The organism is Pradoshia sp. TA40_28 (genome assembly GCF_059694525.1).
On record NZ_JCATZO010000005.1, the window covers coordinates 157,719 to 177,479 of the forward strand.

General features: G+C 37.2%; 11 protein-coding genes. 4 read left to right on the top strand and 7 right to left on the bottom strand.

The window, feature by feature from the left end; genetic code table 11:
* Positions 1 to 175: 175 nt before the first annotated feature.
* From AC58NB_RS08595 to AC58NB_RS08605, 3 genes are all read right to left on the bottom strand, one after another.
* Complete coding sequence (locus AC58NB_RS08595; RefSeq protein WP_497426416.1) at positions 176 to 3,703, bottom strand: S8 family peptidase; 3,528 nt, start codon at positions 3,701 to 3,703, stop codon at positions 176 to 178.
* Between the two features lie 183 nt (positions 3,704 to 3,886).
* Positions 3,887 to 4,888, bottom strand: coding sequence for a hypothetical protein (locus AC58NB_RS08600; RefSeq protein ID WP_497426417.1), 1,002 nt, complete (start codon positions 4,886 to 4,888; stop codon positions 3,887 to 3,889).
* 100 nt (positions 4,889 to 4,988) lie between these two features.
* Positions 4,989 to 6,095 carry a CotH kinase family protein gene (locus AC58NB_RS08605; RefSeq protein WP_497426418.1) on the bottom strand — a complete coding sequence of 369 codons (1,107 nt, stop codon included), beginning with the start codon at positions 6,093 to 6,095 and terminating at the stop codon, positions 4,989 to 4,991.
* 273 nt (positions 6,096 to 6,368) lie between these two features.
* Between AC58NB_RS08605 and AC58NB_RS08610 the strand changes: the two genes are divergently transcribed.
* Positions 6,369 to 6,971 (top strand): hypothetical protein, encoded by a 603-nt coding sequence (locus AC58NB_RS08610; RefSeq protein WP_497426419.1) that lies wholly within the window; start codon positions 6,369 to 6,371, stop codon positions 6,969 to 6,971.
* 151 nt (positions 6,972 to 7,122) lie between these two features.
* Here AC58NB_RS08610 and AC58NB_RS08615 read toward each other — a convergent pair whose 3' ends face one another.
* On the bottom strand, positions 7,123 to 8,358 hold the full coding sequence (locus tag AC58NB_RS08615; RefSeq protein WP_497426420.1) for an AraC family transcriptional regulator: 1,236 nt from the start codon (positions 8,356 to 8,358) through the stop codon (positions 7,123 to 7,125).
* Between the two features lie 209 nt (positions 8,359 to 8,567).
* Here AC58NB_RS08615 and AC58NB_RS08620 point away from each other — a divergent pair, with 209 nt between their 5' ends.
* From AC58NB_RS08620 to AC58NB_RS08630, 3 genes are all read left to right on the top strand, one after another.
* Complete coding sequence (locus AC58NB_RS08620) at positions 8,568 to 10,871, top strand: glycoside hydrolase family 2 protein (protein WP_497426421.1); 2,304 nt, start codon at positions 8,568 to 8,570, stop codon at positions 10,869 to 10,871.
* 84 nt (positions 10,872 to 10,955) lie between these two features.
* Positions 10,956 to 11,957 (top strand): PfkB family carbohydrate kinase, encoded by a 1,002-nt coding sequence (locus tag AC58NB_RS08625; RefSeq protein WP_497426422.1) that lies wholly within the window; start codon positions 10,956 to 10,958, stop codon positions 11,955 to 11,957.
* Positions 11,958 to 12,153: 196 nt separating this feature from the next.
* A complete protein-coding gene (locus AC58NB_RS08630) occupies positions 12,154 to 13,668 on the top strand; it encodes a potassium/proton antiporter (RefSeq protein WP_497426423.1) in 1,515 nt (504 codons plus the stop codon).
* A 93-nt stretch (positions 13,669 to 13,761) separates the two neighbouring features.
* On the opposite strand, the gene AC58NB_RS08635 is transcribed toward AC58NB_RS08630, so the two are convergent.
* The 3 genes from AC58NB_RS08635 to AC58NB_RS08645 form a co-directional block, all read right to left on the bottom strand.
* Positions 13,762 to 15,927, bottom strand: coding sequence for an ATP-dependent Clp protease ATP-binding subunit (locus AC58NB_RS08635; protein ID WP_497426424.1), 2,166 nt, complete (start codon positions 15,925 to 15,927; stop codon positions 13,762 to 13,764).
* 203 nt (positions 15,928 to 16,130) lie between these two features.
* A complete protein-coding gene (gene ppdK / locus AC58NB_RS08640; protein WP_497426425.1) occupies positions 16,131 to 18,794 on the bottom strand; it encodes a pyruvate, phosphate dikinase in 2,664 nt (887 codons plus the stop codon).
* Complete coding sequence (locus tag AC58NB_RS08645; RefSeq protein ID WP_497426426.1) at positions 18,794 to 19,612, bottom strand: pyruvate, water dikinase regulatory protein; 819 nt, start codon at positions 19,610 to 19,612, stop codon at positions 18,794 to 18,796. The genes ppdK and AC58NB_RS08645 overlap by 1 nt, the downstream gene beginning before the upstream one ends.
* Between the last annotated feature and the right edge of the window lie 149 nt (positions 19,613 to 19,761).

Sequence of the window (19,761 nt, forward strand, 5' to 3'; positions counted from 1 at the left end):
TTATATTTACTAATTCTAACAATAGTCGTTTACACTTTCCTTTTCCATTTCCCAATTTGTTCTATTTTAGCACCTCCAAAGAGTTTGCCAAAATAGCAATAATGATACGAAAACAGCCTTCAAAAAAAGATGCCGGCAAGTCAATACTTGCTCACCAGACATCTTCAACAAATATCTATTTCTTTTCCTGTACCCTAATGGTATACGATGACAAAGAAGCTGAGCCTTTGGCATCTTTTAATTTTATATAATAGGTGCCTTTTTTAAGGCTGATATTTAATACTTCGGTATCATTTGCAGCATATCTGTCAGAGCTCGCCATTCGTTTACCGTTTTGATAAAGTTCAAATGCTCCATCAAGCTCCCTGCCTCCACTTAACGTAATTTGTCCGCTAAAGGTCTTATCCAACTGGAGCTTGTACCAATCTTCATCATTATTTTTTGTATTGAATGCATTGAATCGGCCTGTTTTCTCCCATTTTCCACTTGATTTCTTAAAGCTGATTGGTTTTGATGGAGTATTTTTCTTTATAACAGTACCTGCATCTTCATCTTTATGATTCACTTGATTAAGCTTAAATGTATATTGAGTTAATGAGAATGGTAAGTACTCCCCTTCACCGAAGATCCCGATAAAATATGATTTTCCCTTTTGGAAGGAATGTGAGCCATATACACCCGCAGGATCATAATAGGAATCCATATATTTAATTGTATCTAAATCCGCATCATCTACATTTTTGTTATTATTCTTATCTTCCATTACGGCAATATACGAATAAACATCGCCTTTCACCATGGCAGGAAGCCCGGATGTGCTTGGTTTATTGTTATCGACCGTTAATGAATAGTTTCCTGATGCTTTAGCTGTGTATCGATAAAGATCCATATCTGCATTTTTTGCATAGTCCCCCTTAAAAGTAGATGCAGGAAGAGCTTTTACATTTTTCATCGAATCATTGTTCTCATATTTATCAGCTGACTTACCTACCAAGCGTGATTTAAAGACGTATCGATCAGTAGTATAGGATTCTGACATCCAATCCATCTCAACCTTAATATAATAAGTAACTCCACCTTCAAGCGAGGCATAAAACGTATTAAGCTTTTCACCGGTATATGGATCATAATTATCGGCAACTGTCTCAAGGTAACGGAGTTCATCTCCATTTTCACCTTCATACTCAACAGCTTGGTAAATAGAAAATGCGTGCTTAGCTGTACCTAAATGGAAGGAATGAATTCCTGCTGAGGTCATATTTACTTTATACCAATCTTCATCATAGCGTGACTGTAAATAACCAGATCGTTCACTGGTTAATTTATAAGGAATGGCCATTTCGTTCAGCATCTCAATTGCTTCCTCATCGCCTTCTTCCTCTAGGTATTCTTCCTCTTCTTCATAATACTCTTCTTCATCATATTCCTCTTCACTACCATATAGTGACTCAATCCCATCTTCGTCTTCAGGCATTTGGACTTGGCTGGCACTAAAGATATAAGGATCAGCATTTTGGCCGATTACCCCAGTTATCTTAGTAGCTGATGTTTCAAATCCTTCCGAAAGAATAAAGAAGTCAAAGAAACTTTCTGAATACCCCTCATATTTGTTGGAAATTTTAATGGTATAGGTTGTCATAGGTTCAGCCGTAAATACATCTTGCTCACTTTCTCCAATACTGCCGCTGTTAATTTCTTGTTCAAGGACATTTACATGTGTCGGAGCTTCTTCTTCTGGGTTACCATCCTCTTCTTGGTCGCCTTCTTCTACTTCTCCCTCGGTTTCTTCACTTATTGTCTCCTGTGTCTCTTCAATCATATCTATCCCTTTACCCATCTCTTCTTCATCTTCTTCACGAATATCTCTGAGGGCATAGACAAACATACTAACATCCGCTCCAGGTGTACCGTTGACTGAAAGCTTAATATTTTGCTCTTGATCACCCGTTGTGATTTGATAATAATCATCGTCTCCGTTTCCGCCCACAAGACGCATATTTTTATTCTGGGTTGAATAAGACAGTTTAGGTATAATAATTGGATTTTCCTCACTGGATTCGTCAGTTGGAACAGTCACTTTTTTAAACAGCAATTCATATTCTGACAATTTACTTCCAGCCACATCGTAATTTCCGCTGATATCTTTTACACCAACTGTCAAGGTACCATCATATGGAGCTTTGAAATAATGGCCCTCTGTTTTACCTTCTCGAACATCATCGATTTTTTTGGTGCTCGATTTATCTTTTCCGTACATATTGATAAGTAATTGTGAATCAAAAACTTTGGATCCTTTTAAATTAATCTGATACGTTTCACCTTTTTTTACCGTATGCTTAATCCAGTGCTGCTCCAGTGGTTTCGTAAATGTTTTCTTCACTGTATAGTTACTTCCTACTGTTTTAGCATTTTTCAGAATTGCGTCCTTACTCCAAGCGGAAGCTGTTAAGGATGGAATGTTTTTGATATTAAAGCTTAAAGCAGAAGACGGGTTAATTAAACCATATCCATGTTTCTTATCAAAACCCTTTGTACTTAAATCGGTAGCCGTTTTCTTCAAAATATATTCTACCTGTTCCGGCTTTAATTTAGGATATTTAGACAGCAGCAAGGAAACCGTTCCAGTCACCATCGGAGCTGCCATCGATGTACCGCTATAGGAAGCAAAGGTTGATTTTTTCTCATAATCGTAGATCGGTGCATAGACATTATCCCCAGGTGCCACTATATCTGTCGACACACCATAGGAGGACCAGGATGTCAATGTTTTACTTTTATTAACTGCCCCTACACTGATAACACCCTCGTATGCAGCCGGGTACCCTTTCATTTCAGAACCATCATTCCCTGCAGCCGCTACGATGACAATCCCAGCTTCTTTCGCTTTTTTAATGGCAGTTTCCATGACTGGTGAACTCAATGGGCCTCCTAAGCTTAGGTTGATTACCTTTGCTTTCTTTTTAATCGCATAATAAATACCTTCTGCAATGTTATAATCGTAGGCACCCATTTCTCTATTAAAAACATCAATAGATAGAATGGAGACATTCGGATTAATTCCATATCCGCCAATTCCATTATTCTTCTCAGCTGCAATAATTCCAGCAACATGAGTACCGTGATCCTCAGGCAATGAAGCATTTACAGGATTATGGACATTATAGCTCGATACAATTTTGTTTTTTAACTCTGGATGATTTTTATCAATTCCGGTATCAATTACGGCTACTACTATTTTATTTTTCCCTGCTTTTTTCTGTGCTGCAGGTAAATTTAACAAGCTATTGTAATATTGTTGACTTATCTTTGGATCTGTTTTAACAGAAGATGTTTTGTACTTTACACTCGGTGCTATGGACGAAATAGTAGTTGATTTACTTAATTCTGTATAGGCTTCTTTAGCTGCAGTAGTGGTTTTAAACTTTACAACTGAATACCCCAGGCTTCCTCCTGCTTTTACTACTTTACCTTTGTATTTGGTCAGGATTTTTTTAGATAAAGTACCACTGTGCTTGATCACCAATGTGTCCGCTTGAATATAATCCTCATATTTTTGTGTTGTTGGTTTTTCATTTTTTTCAGTACTGCGAATTTCATCTCCTTTTTGGTTCATTGAATTGGCTTTTGCTGCGGCTAATACGCCGCTTGTCCCTGTCGAAAACAGCAAGGCGCTAACAGCCAGGGCGGACAATATTTTTTTCATTTTTTCTCCCCTTTATGTCTCCCTAATTTTTTACAGAAGACTATTACCTATTCGTTACAAATATGTCAAAATCCTTTCAAAAGATTGACAAATATTTCGACAAAATTCCTTCTCTATATTTTTGGAACAAAAAACTGTTTAGCTTCACATGCTAAACAGTCAGTTGTGATTTACAAACGATTTTCAATTAAAAACATCATAAGTCTTTACGTAATGTTTTGGGTTCCAAGTAACTTCCTCTACAGAATCCTCATATACGAAGGATTCCTCACAAGAACAGGATTCTCTATAGGATGACTCTTCATAAGAAGAAGATGCATCTTCAAAACTTTGTTCCTTATCTTTTCCATCTTTATTTTCGTTTGATGATTTAAATGATCCCTTTGCCCCTAGGCTGATACTCTTGATATGAAAAGGATGAATCCGGTATGCCTCTTCATTATTTACAATTGTAAGGAATCCGCACCCATCATCTATTAAAACACCTTCCAGTGCTTCTGGTCCTGTTCTATTAATCGATACCCATTTATGTTTAAATGTATAAATGAAATCGAAGAAGAATATTGATTCCTGCTTATCATGAAAACCATCAAAGTGTTTGAATTGACTGGACTGTTTATGATCACTTGAATATCTATTAAAACTTTTTTGGCTTCTCTCTTCGTTGTCTTCTGATGCTACTTTTATTGATTTCACATGCTCGATATTATAAAAAATTAGACCATCCTCTTCATGTAAAATAACAAGCATAGAGGCATTGAAACTCACCAATTTACCAACTCTCGATTCAGGCCCATGGTTAAGTTGTATAGTTTGATACATTAACTCACTCAACAAATCTGCGAATGTTTCAGAGTCAGCACATTCGAATCCTACCTCTGCTCTTTCGATACGGAGGGATGAACTTTCTTTAATATTCTGTGTCACGCTATGAATATGCCTCGTAGCAAAATAAAAAACCTCATTGTCCGCTACTAGAACGATATAATCCGTCTTTGCTTTTAACAAAATACCTTCTTTTGAATTCGGGCCCCCTCTGTTAATTTTCACCTTTTGTCCAACTAGTGACAATAAAGGAGATAAAGAGGCTGTCTGATTATTAATTGAAAATGTTTGTTCTTCAGCTTCCGTAATTTTATCCGTAAATTTCTTATGGGAGAGGTATCTTTTACGCCTACTTGCCATTTCTGTTTCCTCCTCTGTGCTTTTACACATAGATATTTATACTACAGTGTACGTACACTACCAATATTGGTACTGAACGATAAGCCTATTTAGAAGAAAATCAACGATTGCCTAACCCAGCAGCCCATTTTTTCAAATCCTCTTTTAAAAATTGATTACGTTTATTGATGAAGGAGAGGATATAATCCGGTTCTTTTACAAACCGATCCCGATGGCCTTTTAGATATGGATCTTTCTCGATATATGGAAGAAGCTGATTAAACTGATCTCTAATAATCGGATTCATATATTCAGATGTAAAGGGTTCATTTAGAATGTCACTCAATAGATCGAAATACATGTCTTGAAAAAAGGGCAAATCTAATAATCTTGCAGAAAGTGTATTAAAGCCTTGGCATCTAACATAATCATAAGGCATTACATCCCCATTAATATTCCTTCCCCACGTAGCATCGAAATCCCATGGCATGATTTCAAATAAATTAGTTTCGCTATTTAAATATAAGGAGTAATTATGAACAAAACCATCAAAGTTTTGAGTGCAAACTACACCGGCAAGCCAGTGTAAATACTTTTCTGTATCCAGATAATTCTCGATTTCTTCTTTAAAGACACTTCGGTCTGTTGTATTCGTAATATAGATGAACTCTTCCAGCTTTTTACGATCATTCTTCCTTCCACATTTTTGTTCATACCCCTGTATTAATGACTTCTTTGCCCCTTCTTCAAATGAACTCAAAAGTGAAAAATTAGCATCATCATCTACTGCGTAAAAAATACTGCCGGCTGGCCTGTTTTTAGCTTGTAAAAACAATTCATCAACTGACTCAAGTTGTAAATAAACCCCTTCATTCCTTCCATTTACTTTTAAAATAATATGTTTAGAAGAAGGAGCCATTACACCAATACGCTGAAAAAAATCCAATGATAGTTTATTTCTCATAATTGAGGGATCTTTATATTCTGCATTGAGATGAAATTCTTTAGCACCATTCAATTCTTTCGGACTGATACATTTTATAAAATACGACTTCTTCTTTAGTTTTCTTATATGAGATCCACGATAACTCACCTGTATATGATATCGTTTATTCCCCACTTTTAATTTCCCATCTACTGGTTCGTCATTCCAAATATCAGATTTCAAATCCATTAGATCATGTGGATGAATAAAAAGTTCAATGACAGGTAGTTCTTTTCCGCTCATCAAATACCACCTCTTCATCTTTGTTATTACAATTCTATGTCACAAAAATAGAGGGGGAACTGATCCCATACGTCTATTTTTCAATAACTACACGATTGTCCAAAGCAAAAAAAATAGTTGAACGTACTCTGTTAATGTAAGTAGTTCATTAAGTTATAGGAGGCTAATTTATGCAACAATATTCTGAAAATCAAATCAGAAAAGCGGTAGGAGATATAGAAGCTCGTCAAATGGATGGATTTTTATACCAAGAGCCTGTTTCCGACCGCTCCGATGATCGTACAGGCTCACGTGGCAGAAGACGTACAGATAATCGGTCTGGTAATAGAAATCAATCACGCGGAAGAGGTCGCTCACGCAACAAAAATCGTTCCAGGTCTTGTCGTTCTCGTAACCAAAACAAGTCTAGGTCTTGCCGTTCTCACAACCAAAACAAGTCCAAATCTTGCCGCTCTCGAAACAAAAACAAGTCCAGATCTTACCGTTCTCGTAACCAAAACAAGTCTAGGTCTTGCCGTTCTCACAACCAAAACAAGTCCAGATCTTGCCGCTCTCGAAACAAAAACAAGTCTAGATCTTGCCGTTCTCGTAACCAAAACAAGTCTAGATCTTGCCGTTCTCGTAACCAATACAAGTCCAGATCTTACCGTTCTCGTAATCAAAACAAGTCCAGGTCTTGCCGTTCTCGTAACCAAAACAAATCCAGGTCTTGCCGTTCTCGTAACCAAAACCGCTCTCATTCTCGTAATAGACGATGCTGTCAAGAAAGAAGTCGTGTTTATACGGAAGACGTATTTAGTCCATCCAGTCAAACAAGATACTGGGATCAAGGCAATATGTATCAATTGCATCAAAAAAAATAAGCAAGACAGTTAAAAGTGCAGTCGTCTTTTAAATGACTGCACTTTTTTTATAATAGTGGACCAAGCAGTCCTTTAGTTTAGTTTAATGCCGATAATTAAAGTTGATATTTTCGTCAGTGATCAGATGTATGAAAAATAGTAATAGAATCAACCAATCAAATATATTAATCTCCTGATATTTCCAATTCCTTTATATATTGTGAAGGAGTCATAGAGGTAATCCTCTTGAATATTCGGCTGAAATAATTGACATCATTATAACCTACTAAGTAGGCGATATCTGTTATCAACATATTCCCTGTAGATAAATATAATTTAGCAGCTTCTATTCTTTTCTGATTGATGAAATCCGTTATACTTTGACCTGTTTCTATTTTGAACTTATTTGATAAGTGTGAAGCATTTACATGTACTGCATCAGCTATTTCATTAAGCGTCAATGATCTTTCCAAATTGAAATTAATATATTGGACAGCATTCTTCACAATTGGACTAAACTTCCGTGTTGAAAACTCTCTGACGAGTTCGCAATAAGCATCAAGCATATCCAGAATAAGCTTGTGTAAATAAGGAAGATTATCAGCACGTTCAATTAGAACTGCATACTTTTCTGAAATATCATGTAAATAAACTGGATGAACACCACCTTTTTCAGCAGCAATCCTAAATAGTGTATTTTGAACAAAGGCTAAGTTTTTCGTTGATCGAATCGGATTTTCTGGTGTCCTATTTTTTAAATGTACATCTGTCAAACCTGTTAAATGATTTATTGCGCCTTCCTTATCCCCTCTAGCAATAGCATCTATAATCCTTTTTTCTATTTTATAACGATGTTCTATAATTATATTTCGATCTTCTTCCTCATGCTTAAGAGTTTTTATGGAATGACTTTGATTATTAATATTTGCTGTAACCAACTGAGAAGAGGAAATATAGTCGTGCGGACACAAATTTACCAATAACTCTCCTATACTTCTTATTTCTTCTATACTTAAGATTGACAAGGTCTCATAAAAATCCTGATATTGCTTTCTGTCGCTGATAGGTAAATTTTCAGAAGTAATAATTTGGCTGATAAACAAATCTGAAGGTAAATCAGACAAAAAAGGACCAACCATCACAGCTCCTACATATTGATCATCTTTCCAAATTCCTGCAAATATACATTCCAATTTAGCTGAATTAATATAGTGTAAATACTCATTTTTTTTACTTGCCTTTAACAATTCCGTGATTGATTTATTTTCCACTTCATTATTTTCCAGTCCACTCGGTATCTGGTGTTTAGCCATTTGGATAATTTTATTTCCATCAACATCAAGAAGTTTTACATCCAATTTAACAATCGAACTGACCAAATTACACAGCTGGGCGTATACTTTAATCTGTTCTTGATTCAATTTAATCACCCTTTAAATTTCACTTATTTTTTTATTATACAATGAAAACGCCATCACAAACTAAAAATAATACTAAATAAACAAAAATCGTACGATATTTTCTTTATTCATCCACCTATAATGAAATTAATTCAGTAAACACTAGATAAGACAATCTATTTTTCAGTTACTTGTTCACTGAATTAATTTATAAACAGGGAGTTCAAAACATGAGAAAAGTAATCAATCTTAATGATGCATGGAAATTCATTAAAGAAAACGTACAAGAAGCAATGAACCGAGTTTATGATGATGCTAAATGGGAATCCGTAAATGTTCCTCATACTTGGAATGCCATTGATGGTGCGAACGGATTTGATTTTTATAAAGGAGCATGCTGGTACAGAAAAGAATTTACTGTAGATACTGTAAATGCCGGCAACAAAGTATACATTGAGTTCAATGGAAGCAACAGTGTTACAGATGTTTATGTAAATGGTCAACATGTAGGTCAACACCGCGGAGGATATTCAATTTTCAGATTTGATATTACGGACCTTGTTACATTTGGTGGTAAAAATACACTTGCTGTAAAAGTAGATAATACAGTTGTTGAAGATGTTTACCCTCAAATGGCTGACTTCACATTCTTTGGCGGTATTTACCGTGATGTTAATTTAGTTATCGCGAACCCTGTTCATTTTGATTTAATGGACCATGGATCCCAAGGGGTTTACATCGTTCAAGACAACGTAACTAAGGAACAAGCAGCCATTACTCTTAAAACGAACCTTACAAATGATCATGAAGAAGAGAAAAAAGTTCGTTTATGGGCTGATATACTTGACGCTGAAGGCAAAACAGCTGCCTATGGTGCTAAAGAGATTGTTCTACCAGCGGGACAAACAACTGTTGTTGAACTACCAATCACCATTGAAAAACCAATTCTCTGGAACGGTCTTAAAAATGCCTATATGTATGAGGCTAACTTAACTCTAACAAGCTTTAACGATACAATTGATGAACTTTCTATCCCATTTGGTGTTCGTTACTTTAAAGTTGACCCTGAAAAAGGATTCTTCTTAAATGGAGAGCATCTTCGTTTGAACGGCGTATCCCGTCACCAGGACCGTAAAGACATGGGTTGGGCAATTACTAAAAAAGAGCACAAAGAAGATATGGAATTTATCAAAGAAGTTGGTGCAACATCCATTCGTCTAGCTCACTATCAACATGATCAATACTTCTATGATTTATGTGACCGTGAAGGTATGGTAGTTTGGGCTGAAATTCCGTTTATCTCTATCATGTCTAAAACTGAGCATGAGGGGATTAATGCTAAACAGCAAATGATTGAGCTAATCAGACAGAATTTCAACCACCCTTCTATTGTGTTCTGGGGCGTTCAAAATGAGATTCAAATTGGTGGAGAAAGACCAGAAGTAAGAAGACTCGTTAAAGAACTAAATGAATTAACTAAGAAAGAAGATCCAACGCGTTTAACTACGCAAGCAAACGTTATGTTTGTTCCTGATACGGACGAATACAATTATATTACCGATACGGTTGGCTACAATAAATACTTTGGATGGTATCAGGGTAAAGCTGAGGATTTTGCTGAGTGGATTGATGGGTATCATGCAACTAATCCACAAGTTAACCTTGGTATTTCTGAATATGGTGCAGAAGGAATCATCCAGTACCATTCCAATGATCCAAAAGTAAAAGATTACACAGAAGAATATCATGCTTTATATCATGAAACAGTTTGGAATATCTTTGCTGACCGTCCATTCCTTTGGTCAACATATGTATGGAATATGTTTGACTTCGGAGCCAATATCCGTGATGAAGGCGGCGTAAAAGGCAGAAATAATAAAGGCTTAATGACGTATGATCGTAAAATCAAAAAAGATGCATTTTATATGTATAAAGCCAATTGGTCCGATGAAAAATTTGTACACATCACAAGCAAACGATTTGTAGACCGTGCTGATGATCAAATCACAATCAAAGTTTATTCTAACTGTGAGGATGTTACTTTAGAAGTCAATGGCACTACCTATACTGCTGAACGTAACCGTGCTGCATTCATCTTTACTGGAGTTACCCTGCAAGATGGTATCAATACAGTGAAAGCAATCGGTACAGTTGCAGGTCAAACTTTCGAAGATACTGCTCACTTTAATAAAGTAGAAGAACCAAATCCAAGCTATATTGTTCCTGAAGATGATGCCGGCGGAGTTGTTGCAAACTGGTTTGATATGCCTGAAATAGATGAGGATATGGAAATGGAAGAGCTCGTTATAACAGATGATGTTTATTCCAGCCGGGACAAAATCGGTGATTTATATAATCATCCTGAAACTAAAAAAGTGATGGAGAAATACTTAAAAGGATTCTCTGAAAACCCAATGTTCGGAATGGCAGAAGGTATGCAACTTGATACGGTGGCAGGCATGTCTGATGATGTGTTTACTGAAAAGTTAATGTATGCGATTAACAAAGAATTAACTCAAATTAAAAAAGGGTAATAGGAGAACGTGGAAATAGCGATCCAGGAGGATACCAGGGTCGCTATCTTTCCTATATTCAAGTCAGAAAAGAAGGTGCACGTATTGAAATCAATCATGTTATTTGGTGAAATGCTGCTGCGTTTAACACCAACAAACCATCAAATGTTAATACAGGCGAGTCAACTGGATATGATGTACGGTGGTTCTGAAGCTAATATTGCTGTTGCACTCAGCAATTGGGGCGAAAAAACTTCCTATGTTACATGTCTTCCTGATAATAATATCGGGCTTGCTGCTGTCATGCAGTTAAGGAAATTCGGCGTAAATACTGACCATATTGTTCACAAAGGTAAAAAAATGGGCTTATATTTTGTTGAACAAGGTCATTCTATCAGACCAACAGAAGTCACGTATGACCGCCAAAATTCAGCATTTGTCGAAGCCCAGCCAAGTGATTATGAACTTGAATCTATGCTTAATGATGCTAAATGGCTCCATGTCAGCGGAATTAGCTTAGGCGCCAGTAAACAGGCACGAGAAACGACGATGCAACTCGTCAAGCTTGCTAAAGATAAGGGGATAAAAATTAGTTTTGATTTTAACTACCGTGCAAAATTATGGTCTTTAGAAGAAGCCAGAGAAGCTTATATTGAAATTCTTCCTTATATTGATGTAATTATTGGTAGTTATCTGGACGTTTTAACAATCCGGCAGGAAAAACGTGAAGTTACCACATTTGAAGAAAAAATCGCTTTACTAAAAGAGTTCCAAAAAGAATATAATTTCGATCAAATTTATACAACTGAAAGAACAATGCTAGGTAATAATGTACAGGAATTACGTTGTGCCGTTATAACTGAATCAGAGCATTTCACATCTGGGCCGGTAAAAGTAAATGTTCTTGAACGTATTGGTACCGGTGATTCCTTTGTAGCCGGCGTATTATATGGCATCAACAATCAATACAGTCCTCAAGAAGCAATAAATTTTGCTTTATCATCTTTTGCCTTAAAACATACCATCATCGGCGATTTCCAAATTGCCAGTAAAACGGATGTTCAACAATTTGATGTTGAAAATGAAAAAGTGGTTATCAAACGCTAGAATCTGTCCGCAATTTTTTGCAGGTGCTAATATATATGGCACCTGCTTTTCATTTCCTTCCTTTTTTCCTTCATTTAATCTTCCTTTTAATCTACTAATCTTGAAAAACAAGTTTGAAGATGGCCCAATTATGGAGATAGGTATATAAACGTAAAAAACAACTAATATTGTTTTACAGAAAGTGAGTCGAGTAACCATGCCATCTGAAGTTTTAACAACTGATTTTTATATATTATTAGCATCCACTCTCTTGATCCTCGGAATTCTGTCTACCAAATTCTCAGCTAAATTAGGAGTCCCCTCCCTTGTCTTTTTTATAATGGTCGGAATGATCATGGGAAATGACACTTTCGGCATAATTGAGTTTAATAATGCCGGTTTAGCCCAAACGATTGGTGTAGTTGCCTTGATTATTATTTTGTTCGAAGGTGGAATACAAACTAAATGGAAATCATTACGCCCGGTTATTCTCCCTTCCCTTTCACTTGCAACCGTTGGTGTTTTAATCACCTCTGCCATTGTTACGGTAGCAGCCCATTATATTCTGAATATTGATTGGCTGATAGCTATGTTATTCGGAGCAATCGTTGGATCAACGGATGCAGCAGCAGTCTTTGCAGTACTAAAAGGCCAAAATATCCAAGACCATTCTGGGAAAACACTCGAGGCTGAATCGGGTGCCAATGATCCAATGGCAATCTTTTTAACCGTATCCTGTATTGAAATGATTACCTCATCTGAAGCGACTGTAGGTAACCTGATTGGATCTTTTATTCTCCAAATGGGACTTGGTTTACTACTTGGATGGATATTTGGGAAAATTGCGGTCGCAGTACTTAATCGAATCAACTTAGAATCAACGGGTCTCTATCCTGTTTTTGCGGTAACTTTTGCCTTATTGACTTATGGAATTACGGCTCATCTAAACGGAAGTGGATTACTCGCCGTCTATGTAATGGCAATCATTATCGGAAACTCAGAAGTTGCTTATGAAAAAGCAACCCAATTCTTCGCTGAAGGACTTGCCTGGGTGATGCAAATCTTAATGTTCATTATATTAGGCTTATTAGTCAATTCAGATGATTTATTTACTTTTGAAATCATTTTTAAAGGCCTCTTGCTTTCCGCAATTTTAATTCTGATTGCGAGGCCGGCAGCTGTATTTCTATCTACTATTAAAATGAATTTCAAATTTAAAGAGAAAGTATTTTTATCCTGGGCTGGCTTAAAAGGATCCGTACCAATTGTCCTTGCTACATTTCCCCTGCTAGCTAATATCGGGGATAGTCATTTAATCTTTAATGTAGTCTTTTTCATTGTATTAACGAGCTGTTTAATACAAGGAGCCTCTATTTCTTTTGTCGCAGATAAACTTGGATTAGCTGGTCCTGCTAGTGAAACCCCTATGCATTCACTCGAAATTGTCTCACTCGGTAAAGCCAATGCTGAAATGGTCGAATATCAAATGAAGCCAGGTGCCTTATTGATTGGAAAAACATTAAATGAAATACCATTCCCGGACAATACTTTAGTTAATGCTATCATTCGAGATGACAAATTGGTTACTCCTACAGGAGATACCATTATAGAAGAAGGAGATTTCCTTTATGTATTGACACCAAAAACGAAAAAGCGGAGTGTAAAACAATTACTGCAAAAGAAGCATAATCAGAAGAAACAAGATGCAAACTCCACGAATGTAGAACTATAAAGTCTACTAATTGACGTAATTAAATGATACAGATTGATAAATTCTGAATTACGTACAAAAAGCCTCCTACCACTTTGGCAGGAGGCTTCTTTATTAAACAGTCATTACTTTAATCTGATTGTCCATAACTTCTGCTTTAAATGTCTTTTTATCTGGGTGATCGAACACACAATCTGCTATTCCATCCTCAAGTTGTTCCTGTATGACCCTTCTTAAAGGACGTGCACCAAAGGCAGGATTATATCCCAGCTCAGCCAGCTTCTCTTTTACTTCATCTGTAACAGTCAGTTCTAAACCTTCATGATCAAGCATTTCATATAACTCAGCAAGCATAATATCTACAATCTCAAATAAGTTTTCTTTCGTTAATGATTTAAACTCAATGATACTATCGAAACGGTTTAAGAATTCAGGCTTGAAGTAGCTACCTAGAGATTGAAGAATGGAAACTTCCTCCTCTACTCCTCCTGCACCAAAGCCCACTTTCTTAACTTTCTCACCGACTCCTGCATTACTTGTCATGATAATAACGGTGTCTTTAAAATTGACTGTGCGCCCCTGACTATCCGTTAAACGTCCATCTTCAAGGATTTGCAAGAACATATGCATAACATCCGGATGAGCTTTTTCAATTTCATCGAGTAGAATAATGGAATATGGTTTACGACGAACCTTCTCCGTTAATTGACCAGCTTCTTCATGTCCAACATATCCTGGAGGTGAACCAATTAATTTGGACACACTGTGTTTCTCCATATATTCACTCATATCTAAACGAATCATGGAATCTTTTGTGCCAAACAATTCTTCTGCCAGTGCTTTGGATAGCTCAGTCTTCCCAACACCAGTCGGGCCGACAAATAAGAATGAACCAATTGGACGATTTTTAGCTTTTAAGCCGGCACGGCTACGACGAACAGCTTTAGCCACTTTTTTAACGGCTTCATCCTGGCCGATTACTTTGTTGGTAAGCTCCTCTTGAAGCTTATTCATACGAACGGCTTCATCCTCTTGCAATTTACCGACTGGGATACCTGTTTTTTGTTCAATGATGTGCTGAATATCATGAACAGTTACTTTCGGTTTCTCACCAGTACCTGTTTTTAGCATGTTCTCCAGTTTTTCTTCTTCATCACGAAGTTTTGCTGCCTGTTCATATGCTTCTGCTTTTAGGGCCTGTTCTTTTTCTTTATAAATTTGTGTTAATCTTTCTTTTATTGCTTCTTCACCGTGATTTTCAATAGTCAGGTTCAATCTTGCCCCGGCCTCATCCATTAAATCAATGGCTTTATCCGGCAAGAAACGATCCTGAATATAACGGTGTGAAAGTTCAACTGCCGCTTCCAATACCTCATCACTATATTCAACAGAATGGTAGGATTCATATCGATCCTTTAATCCTTTTAGGATTTCCAAAGCTTGCTCAGTAGTTGGTTCATTTACCATCACCGGTTGGAAACGTCTTTCCAGAGCTCCATCTTTTTCGATTTGGCGATATTCGTTTAACGTTGTCGCACCCACTAATTGTAGTTCTCCACGGGCAAGAGCCGGTTTCAGAATATTCCCCGCATCCATAGACCCCTCGGCGGAGCCTGCTCCTACAAGCTGGTGAATTTCATCAATAAATAAGATAACATTTTTTCTCGCCTGCAATTCACCAATAAGCTGCTTCATACGTTCTTCAAATTGACCGCGGATACCCGTATTGGATACTAAAGAAGCTACATCAAGAAGATAGACTTCTTTATCTTTCAGTTTAAGCGGCACATTGCCTTCTCCAATTCTAAGGGCAAGTCCTTCGGCAATCGCTGTTTTACCAACACCAGGCTCACCAATCAGGACTGGGTTGTTTTTAGTACGTCTATTTAAAATCTCAATCACACGTTTTACTTCTTCTTCACGTCCGATAACTGGATCAATTAAACCAGCTCTTGCATTATGAGTTAAGTTACGGCCATATTGATCAAGTAATCCTCCGCCATGAGACTGCTGTGTCTGTGTTTTGACTTGTTTTTGATTAGTCGGATCCATTGAGCCTGGCATTCCTGACATAAATGAATCTCCATTGTTTTGTTTAAAAAATGAATCAAGTGAAAAAGGACTGAATGAATTGAAATTCATTCCACTCATTTGAGCTCCTAATTTATTGCGTTCTTCTTTATAGCATGAAGAGCACAAATGATGATTTTCCTGATGTCCATTCACCCTTACTTGCATCTGAACAGTTGCTTGGTTTTGATGGCATTTCTCACATAACATATGTGACTCCTCCTTTATTTTATCCAAGTTAAGTTTTCTAAATTCAATTTAAAATTGGTCAATTTGACTTTGACTATCTTTGACCTTAATACTATTATACTCTGACCTTTTTTGACTTTCAACTATTTTATACCCATTTGTCTATTTTTTATTCCATAAAATAAGGAAGCGGCATTTTAACCGCTTCCTTGATTGAAACCTTTTTAATTTGTAACCGCTTCTTTTACCTCATCATATCGTAAGGTTGCCTGGGCAGCTGCCAGCCTTGCCAATGGAACACGATATGGCGAACAGCTTACATAATCCAAACCGACTTTATAACAGAAGTCAATTGATATTTTTTCTCCACCATGCTCTCCGCAGATACCTGTTTTCAAATCCGGTTTTGTTTGTCGACCTAATTTTACGCCCATTTCAACCAGCTTTCCTACCCCATCCTGGTCAAGGACGGCAAAAGGATTTTCTGGTAGAACTTTATCTTCTATATACGTTTGTAAAAACTTCCCTTCTGCATCGTCCCGGCTGTATCCAAACGTTGTTTGGGTTAGATCATTGGTACCAAACGAAAAGAAATCAGCTTCTTCGGCAATTTGATCAGCTGTAAGGGCAGCCCTTGGGATTTCAATCATGGTGCCAATTGTGTACGTGAATGTTTTATTCGTTTCTTCCTCTACCTGAACCGCAGTATCAATCACCAGTTGACGCATTTGTTTTAACTCATTCACATGGCCAACAAGCGGGATCATGATTTCAGGTTTAACCGGGATACCTCGGTCCATTAAGTTAGCTATTGCATAAAAAATGGCTTTTGCCTGCATTCCGTATATTTCAGGATGAATCATTCCTAAACGGCAGCCGCGGTGTCCTAGCATCGGGTTGAACTCATCCAGTTGTCGAACTTTTTTTAACAATTGCTCTTTTTCAACTAACTCCTTGGAATCAGGATCTGTGATTTGAAGCTTTGTCACATCAATCAGTAATTCTTCTTTATCTGGTAAAAATTCATGCAGTGGCGGATCTAACAAGCGAATGGTTACCGGATTTCCTTGCATAGCCTCAAAAATCCCTTCAAAATCTCCTTGTTGCATTGGTAACAAATGCTCTAATGCCTTATTTCTTTCACTGATTGATTCAGCAAGAATCATTTGTTGAACAAATGGAACACGTTTAGCATCCATGAACATATGCTCAGTTCTGCATAAGCCTATCCCGCCAGCTCCAAATTCAAGAGCCTTTCTTGCATCTTCGGGATTATCTGCATTTGCACGCACTCCAAGTTTTCGTGCTTCGTCTGCCCATGATAATAACGTACGAAATTCATCCGATAATTCCGGATCAATCATCGGAATTTCTCCGAGCATAATTTCGCCGGTAGAACCATCTATTGTAATTGTTTCACGATGTTTAACAATTGTTTCACCAACACTGAATTGCTGCACTTTCAGATCAATCTTTAAAGGCTCACAGCCGCATATACACGGTTTCCCCATCCCTCTGGCAACCACTGCAGCATGGCTGGTCATTCCGCCGCGGCTTGTGACAATTCCCTGAGAAGCGACAATTCCATGGATATCATCAGGTGTTGTTTCAGGTCGAACCAAAATAACTTTTTGCCCATCATTTGCTAAGCTTTCCGCTTCGTTGGCATCAAAAACAACCTGACCTGTAGCAGCTCCCGGTGATGCCGGAAGACCTTTAGCCAAATGATTTCGTTCATACATGTCATCTATTCGAGAATGAAGCAGTTGATCTAATTGCTCTGGATCCACTCTCAACAACGCTGTCTTCTTATCAATAATTTGTTCATGCACCATTTCTACCGCAATTCTGATCGCTGCTTGTGCTGTCCGTTTACCGGATCTTGTTTGAAGGATATATAATTGGCTTCTTTCCACCGTAAACTCTATATCTTGCATATCCAAATAGTGTTTTTCAAGTTGCTTGCATGTATTCACAAATTGTTCATAAACTTCGGGCATTTCTCTTGCTAAAGTATGTATAGGCTGTGGAGTTCTGATTCCAGCAACAACATCTTCTCCCTGGGCATTAATTAAATATTCCCCGTATAAAACATGCTCTCCAGTTGAAGGGTTTCTTGTAAAGGCAACTCCGGTACCGGAATCTTCACCCATATTGCCAAAAACCATGCTTTGAATATTAACAGCCGTTCCTAAATGTCCTGGAATTTTATTAAGACGTCTGTACACTTTTGCACGCTGATTATTCCAGGAATCAAATACCGCTTTTACAGCTAAAAACAATTGCTCACGCGGGTCTTCAGGAAAACTTTGCTTCGTATGCTTCTTAACTATATTTTTATAACCTTCTATAACGGTCATCCAGTCCTCGGCTGTTAATTCAGGATCATTTTGATATCCCTTTTGTTCACGTACATCCTCAAGCAATTGCTCAAAATAAAATCCGTCCACTCCCAAAACAACATCGCTGAACATTTGGATGAAGCGGCGATAGGAGTCATACGCAAAACGTGGATTTCCTGTTAACTCAGCCATACCAATAACTGTTTGATCATTCATTCCAAGATTTAAAACAGTATCCATCATACCCGGCATTGAAAAAACGGATCCTGATCTGACAGAAACTAAGAGTGGATTGCTTGGATCGCCAAGTTTTTTACCAGTATTCTGTTCAAGGCTATGGAGCGCCTCGAGAATTTGTTGTTCCATCTCTTCAGTAATTTGTTTTTCATGTTCATAGTAAGAGTTACATGCTTCAGTGCTAATGGTGAATCCAAAAGGTACTGGGAGGCCAATATTCGTCATTTCAGCTAAATTGGCACCCTTTCCACCCAGTAATTCCTTCATATTACTATTTCCCTCATTAAAAAGATAAACGTATTTAGTCATCACGCATAGCTCCTCTCACCTTTTAAAATATCCAGAATAATACTCGCAGTTTCTTCAATAGCTTTATTGGAAACATTTATGATTGGACAGCCGACTCTTTTCATAATCTTTTCAGCATAATCCAATTCCTCTAATATCCGCTCGTAACTGGCATAGGTAGACTGAGAGGTTAACCCGAGCGATTTTAATCTTTCTTTTCGAATAGCGTTTAACTGATCTGGTGTAATAATCAGACCGACACATTTACTTCTCTTAATTTTAAATAACTCATCAGGCGGTGAAACTTCCGGAACTAACGGCACATTTGCGACCTTATATCCTTTATGCGCTAAATACATGGATAATGGTGTTTTTGAAGTTCTTGATACTCCTATTAACACAATATCTGCATTTAAAAGACCTCTTGGATCTTTGCCATCATCGTACTTGACGGCAAATTCAACAGCTTCCACTTTTCGGAAATAGTCCTCATCCAATTGTCTTGTTAGACCCGATCGATGGGTGGCCTGTTTATGGAATTTTTCTTCAAATGCATTTAATAAAGGAGATAACAGATCAACGGCTACCACATTCACCTCTTTAGCTCGTAAATCCAAATACTCTTTTAATGCAGGAATCACAAGTGTGTAAGCAATAATGGAAGAATGTTGTTTTGCCAAATTGATAATCTCATCAATATCTTCTTCACTTTTAACATATGAATTTCTTCTAATTTCTACTTGTCCTCCATTAAACTGTGTAGCAACCGCTTTTACTACAAATTCTGCTGTTTCTCCAACAGAGTCAGAAATGACATATACGATTTCCATGGTATCCATCGGCCCACTCCTTCTATAATCCAATTAATGATGTAAATTATAAAATTATCTAATCAATAACTTTTCGTTCCTCTTCCACTAAATACCCATCTTTTGGATTATAACAATTTAATAGTATCACCAATTATGTAAAAATAAAACAATTATGC

What these genes read in the sequence shown, in the direction of transcription:
- AC58NB_RS08595 (WP_497426416.1), bottom strand. Translation starts at nt 3,703, where the DNA reads ATGAAAAAAATATTGTCCGCCCTGGCTGTTAGCGCCTTGCTGTTTTCG.
- AC58NB_RS08600 (WP_497426417.1), bottom strand. Translation starts at nt 4,888, where the DNA reads ATGGCAAGTAGGCGTAAAAGATACCTCTCCCATAAGAAATTTACGGAT.
- AC58NB_RS08605 (WP_497426418.1), bottom strand. Translation starts at nt 6,095, where the DNA reads ATGAGCGGAAAAGAACTACCTGTCATTGAACTTTTTATTCATCCACAT.
- AC58NB_RS08610 (WP_497426419.1), top strand. Translation starts at nt 6,369, where the DNA reads ATGATCGTACAGGCTCACGTGGCAGAAGACGTACAGATAATCGGTCTG.
- AC58NB_RS08620 (WP_497426421.1), top strand. Translation starts at nt 8,568, where the DNA reads ATGAGAAAAGTAATCAATCTTAATGATGCATGGAAATTCATTAAAGAA.
- AC58NB_RS08630 (WP_497426423.1), top strand. Translation starts at nt 12,154, where the DNA reads ATGCCATCTGAAGTTTTAACAACTGATTTTTATATATTATTAGCATCC.
- AC58NB_RS08635 (WP_497426424.1), bottom strand. Translation starts at nt 15,927, where the DNA reads ATGTTATGTGAGAAATGCCATCAAAACCAAGCAACTGTTCAGATGCAA.
- ppdK (WP_497426425.1), bottom strand. Translation starts at nt 18,794, where the DNA reads ATGACTAAATACGTTTATCTTTTTAATGAGGGAAATAGTAATATGAAG.
- AC58NB_RS08645 (WP_497426426.1), bottom strand. Translation starts at nt 19,612, where the DNA reads ATGGATACCATGGAAATCGTATATGTCATTTCTGACTCTGTTGGAGAA.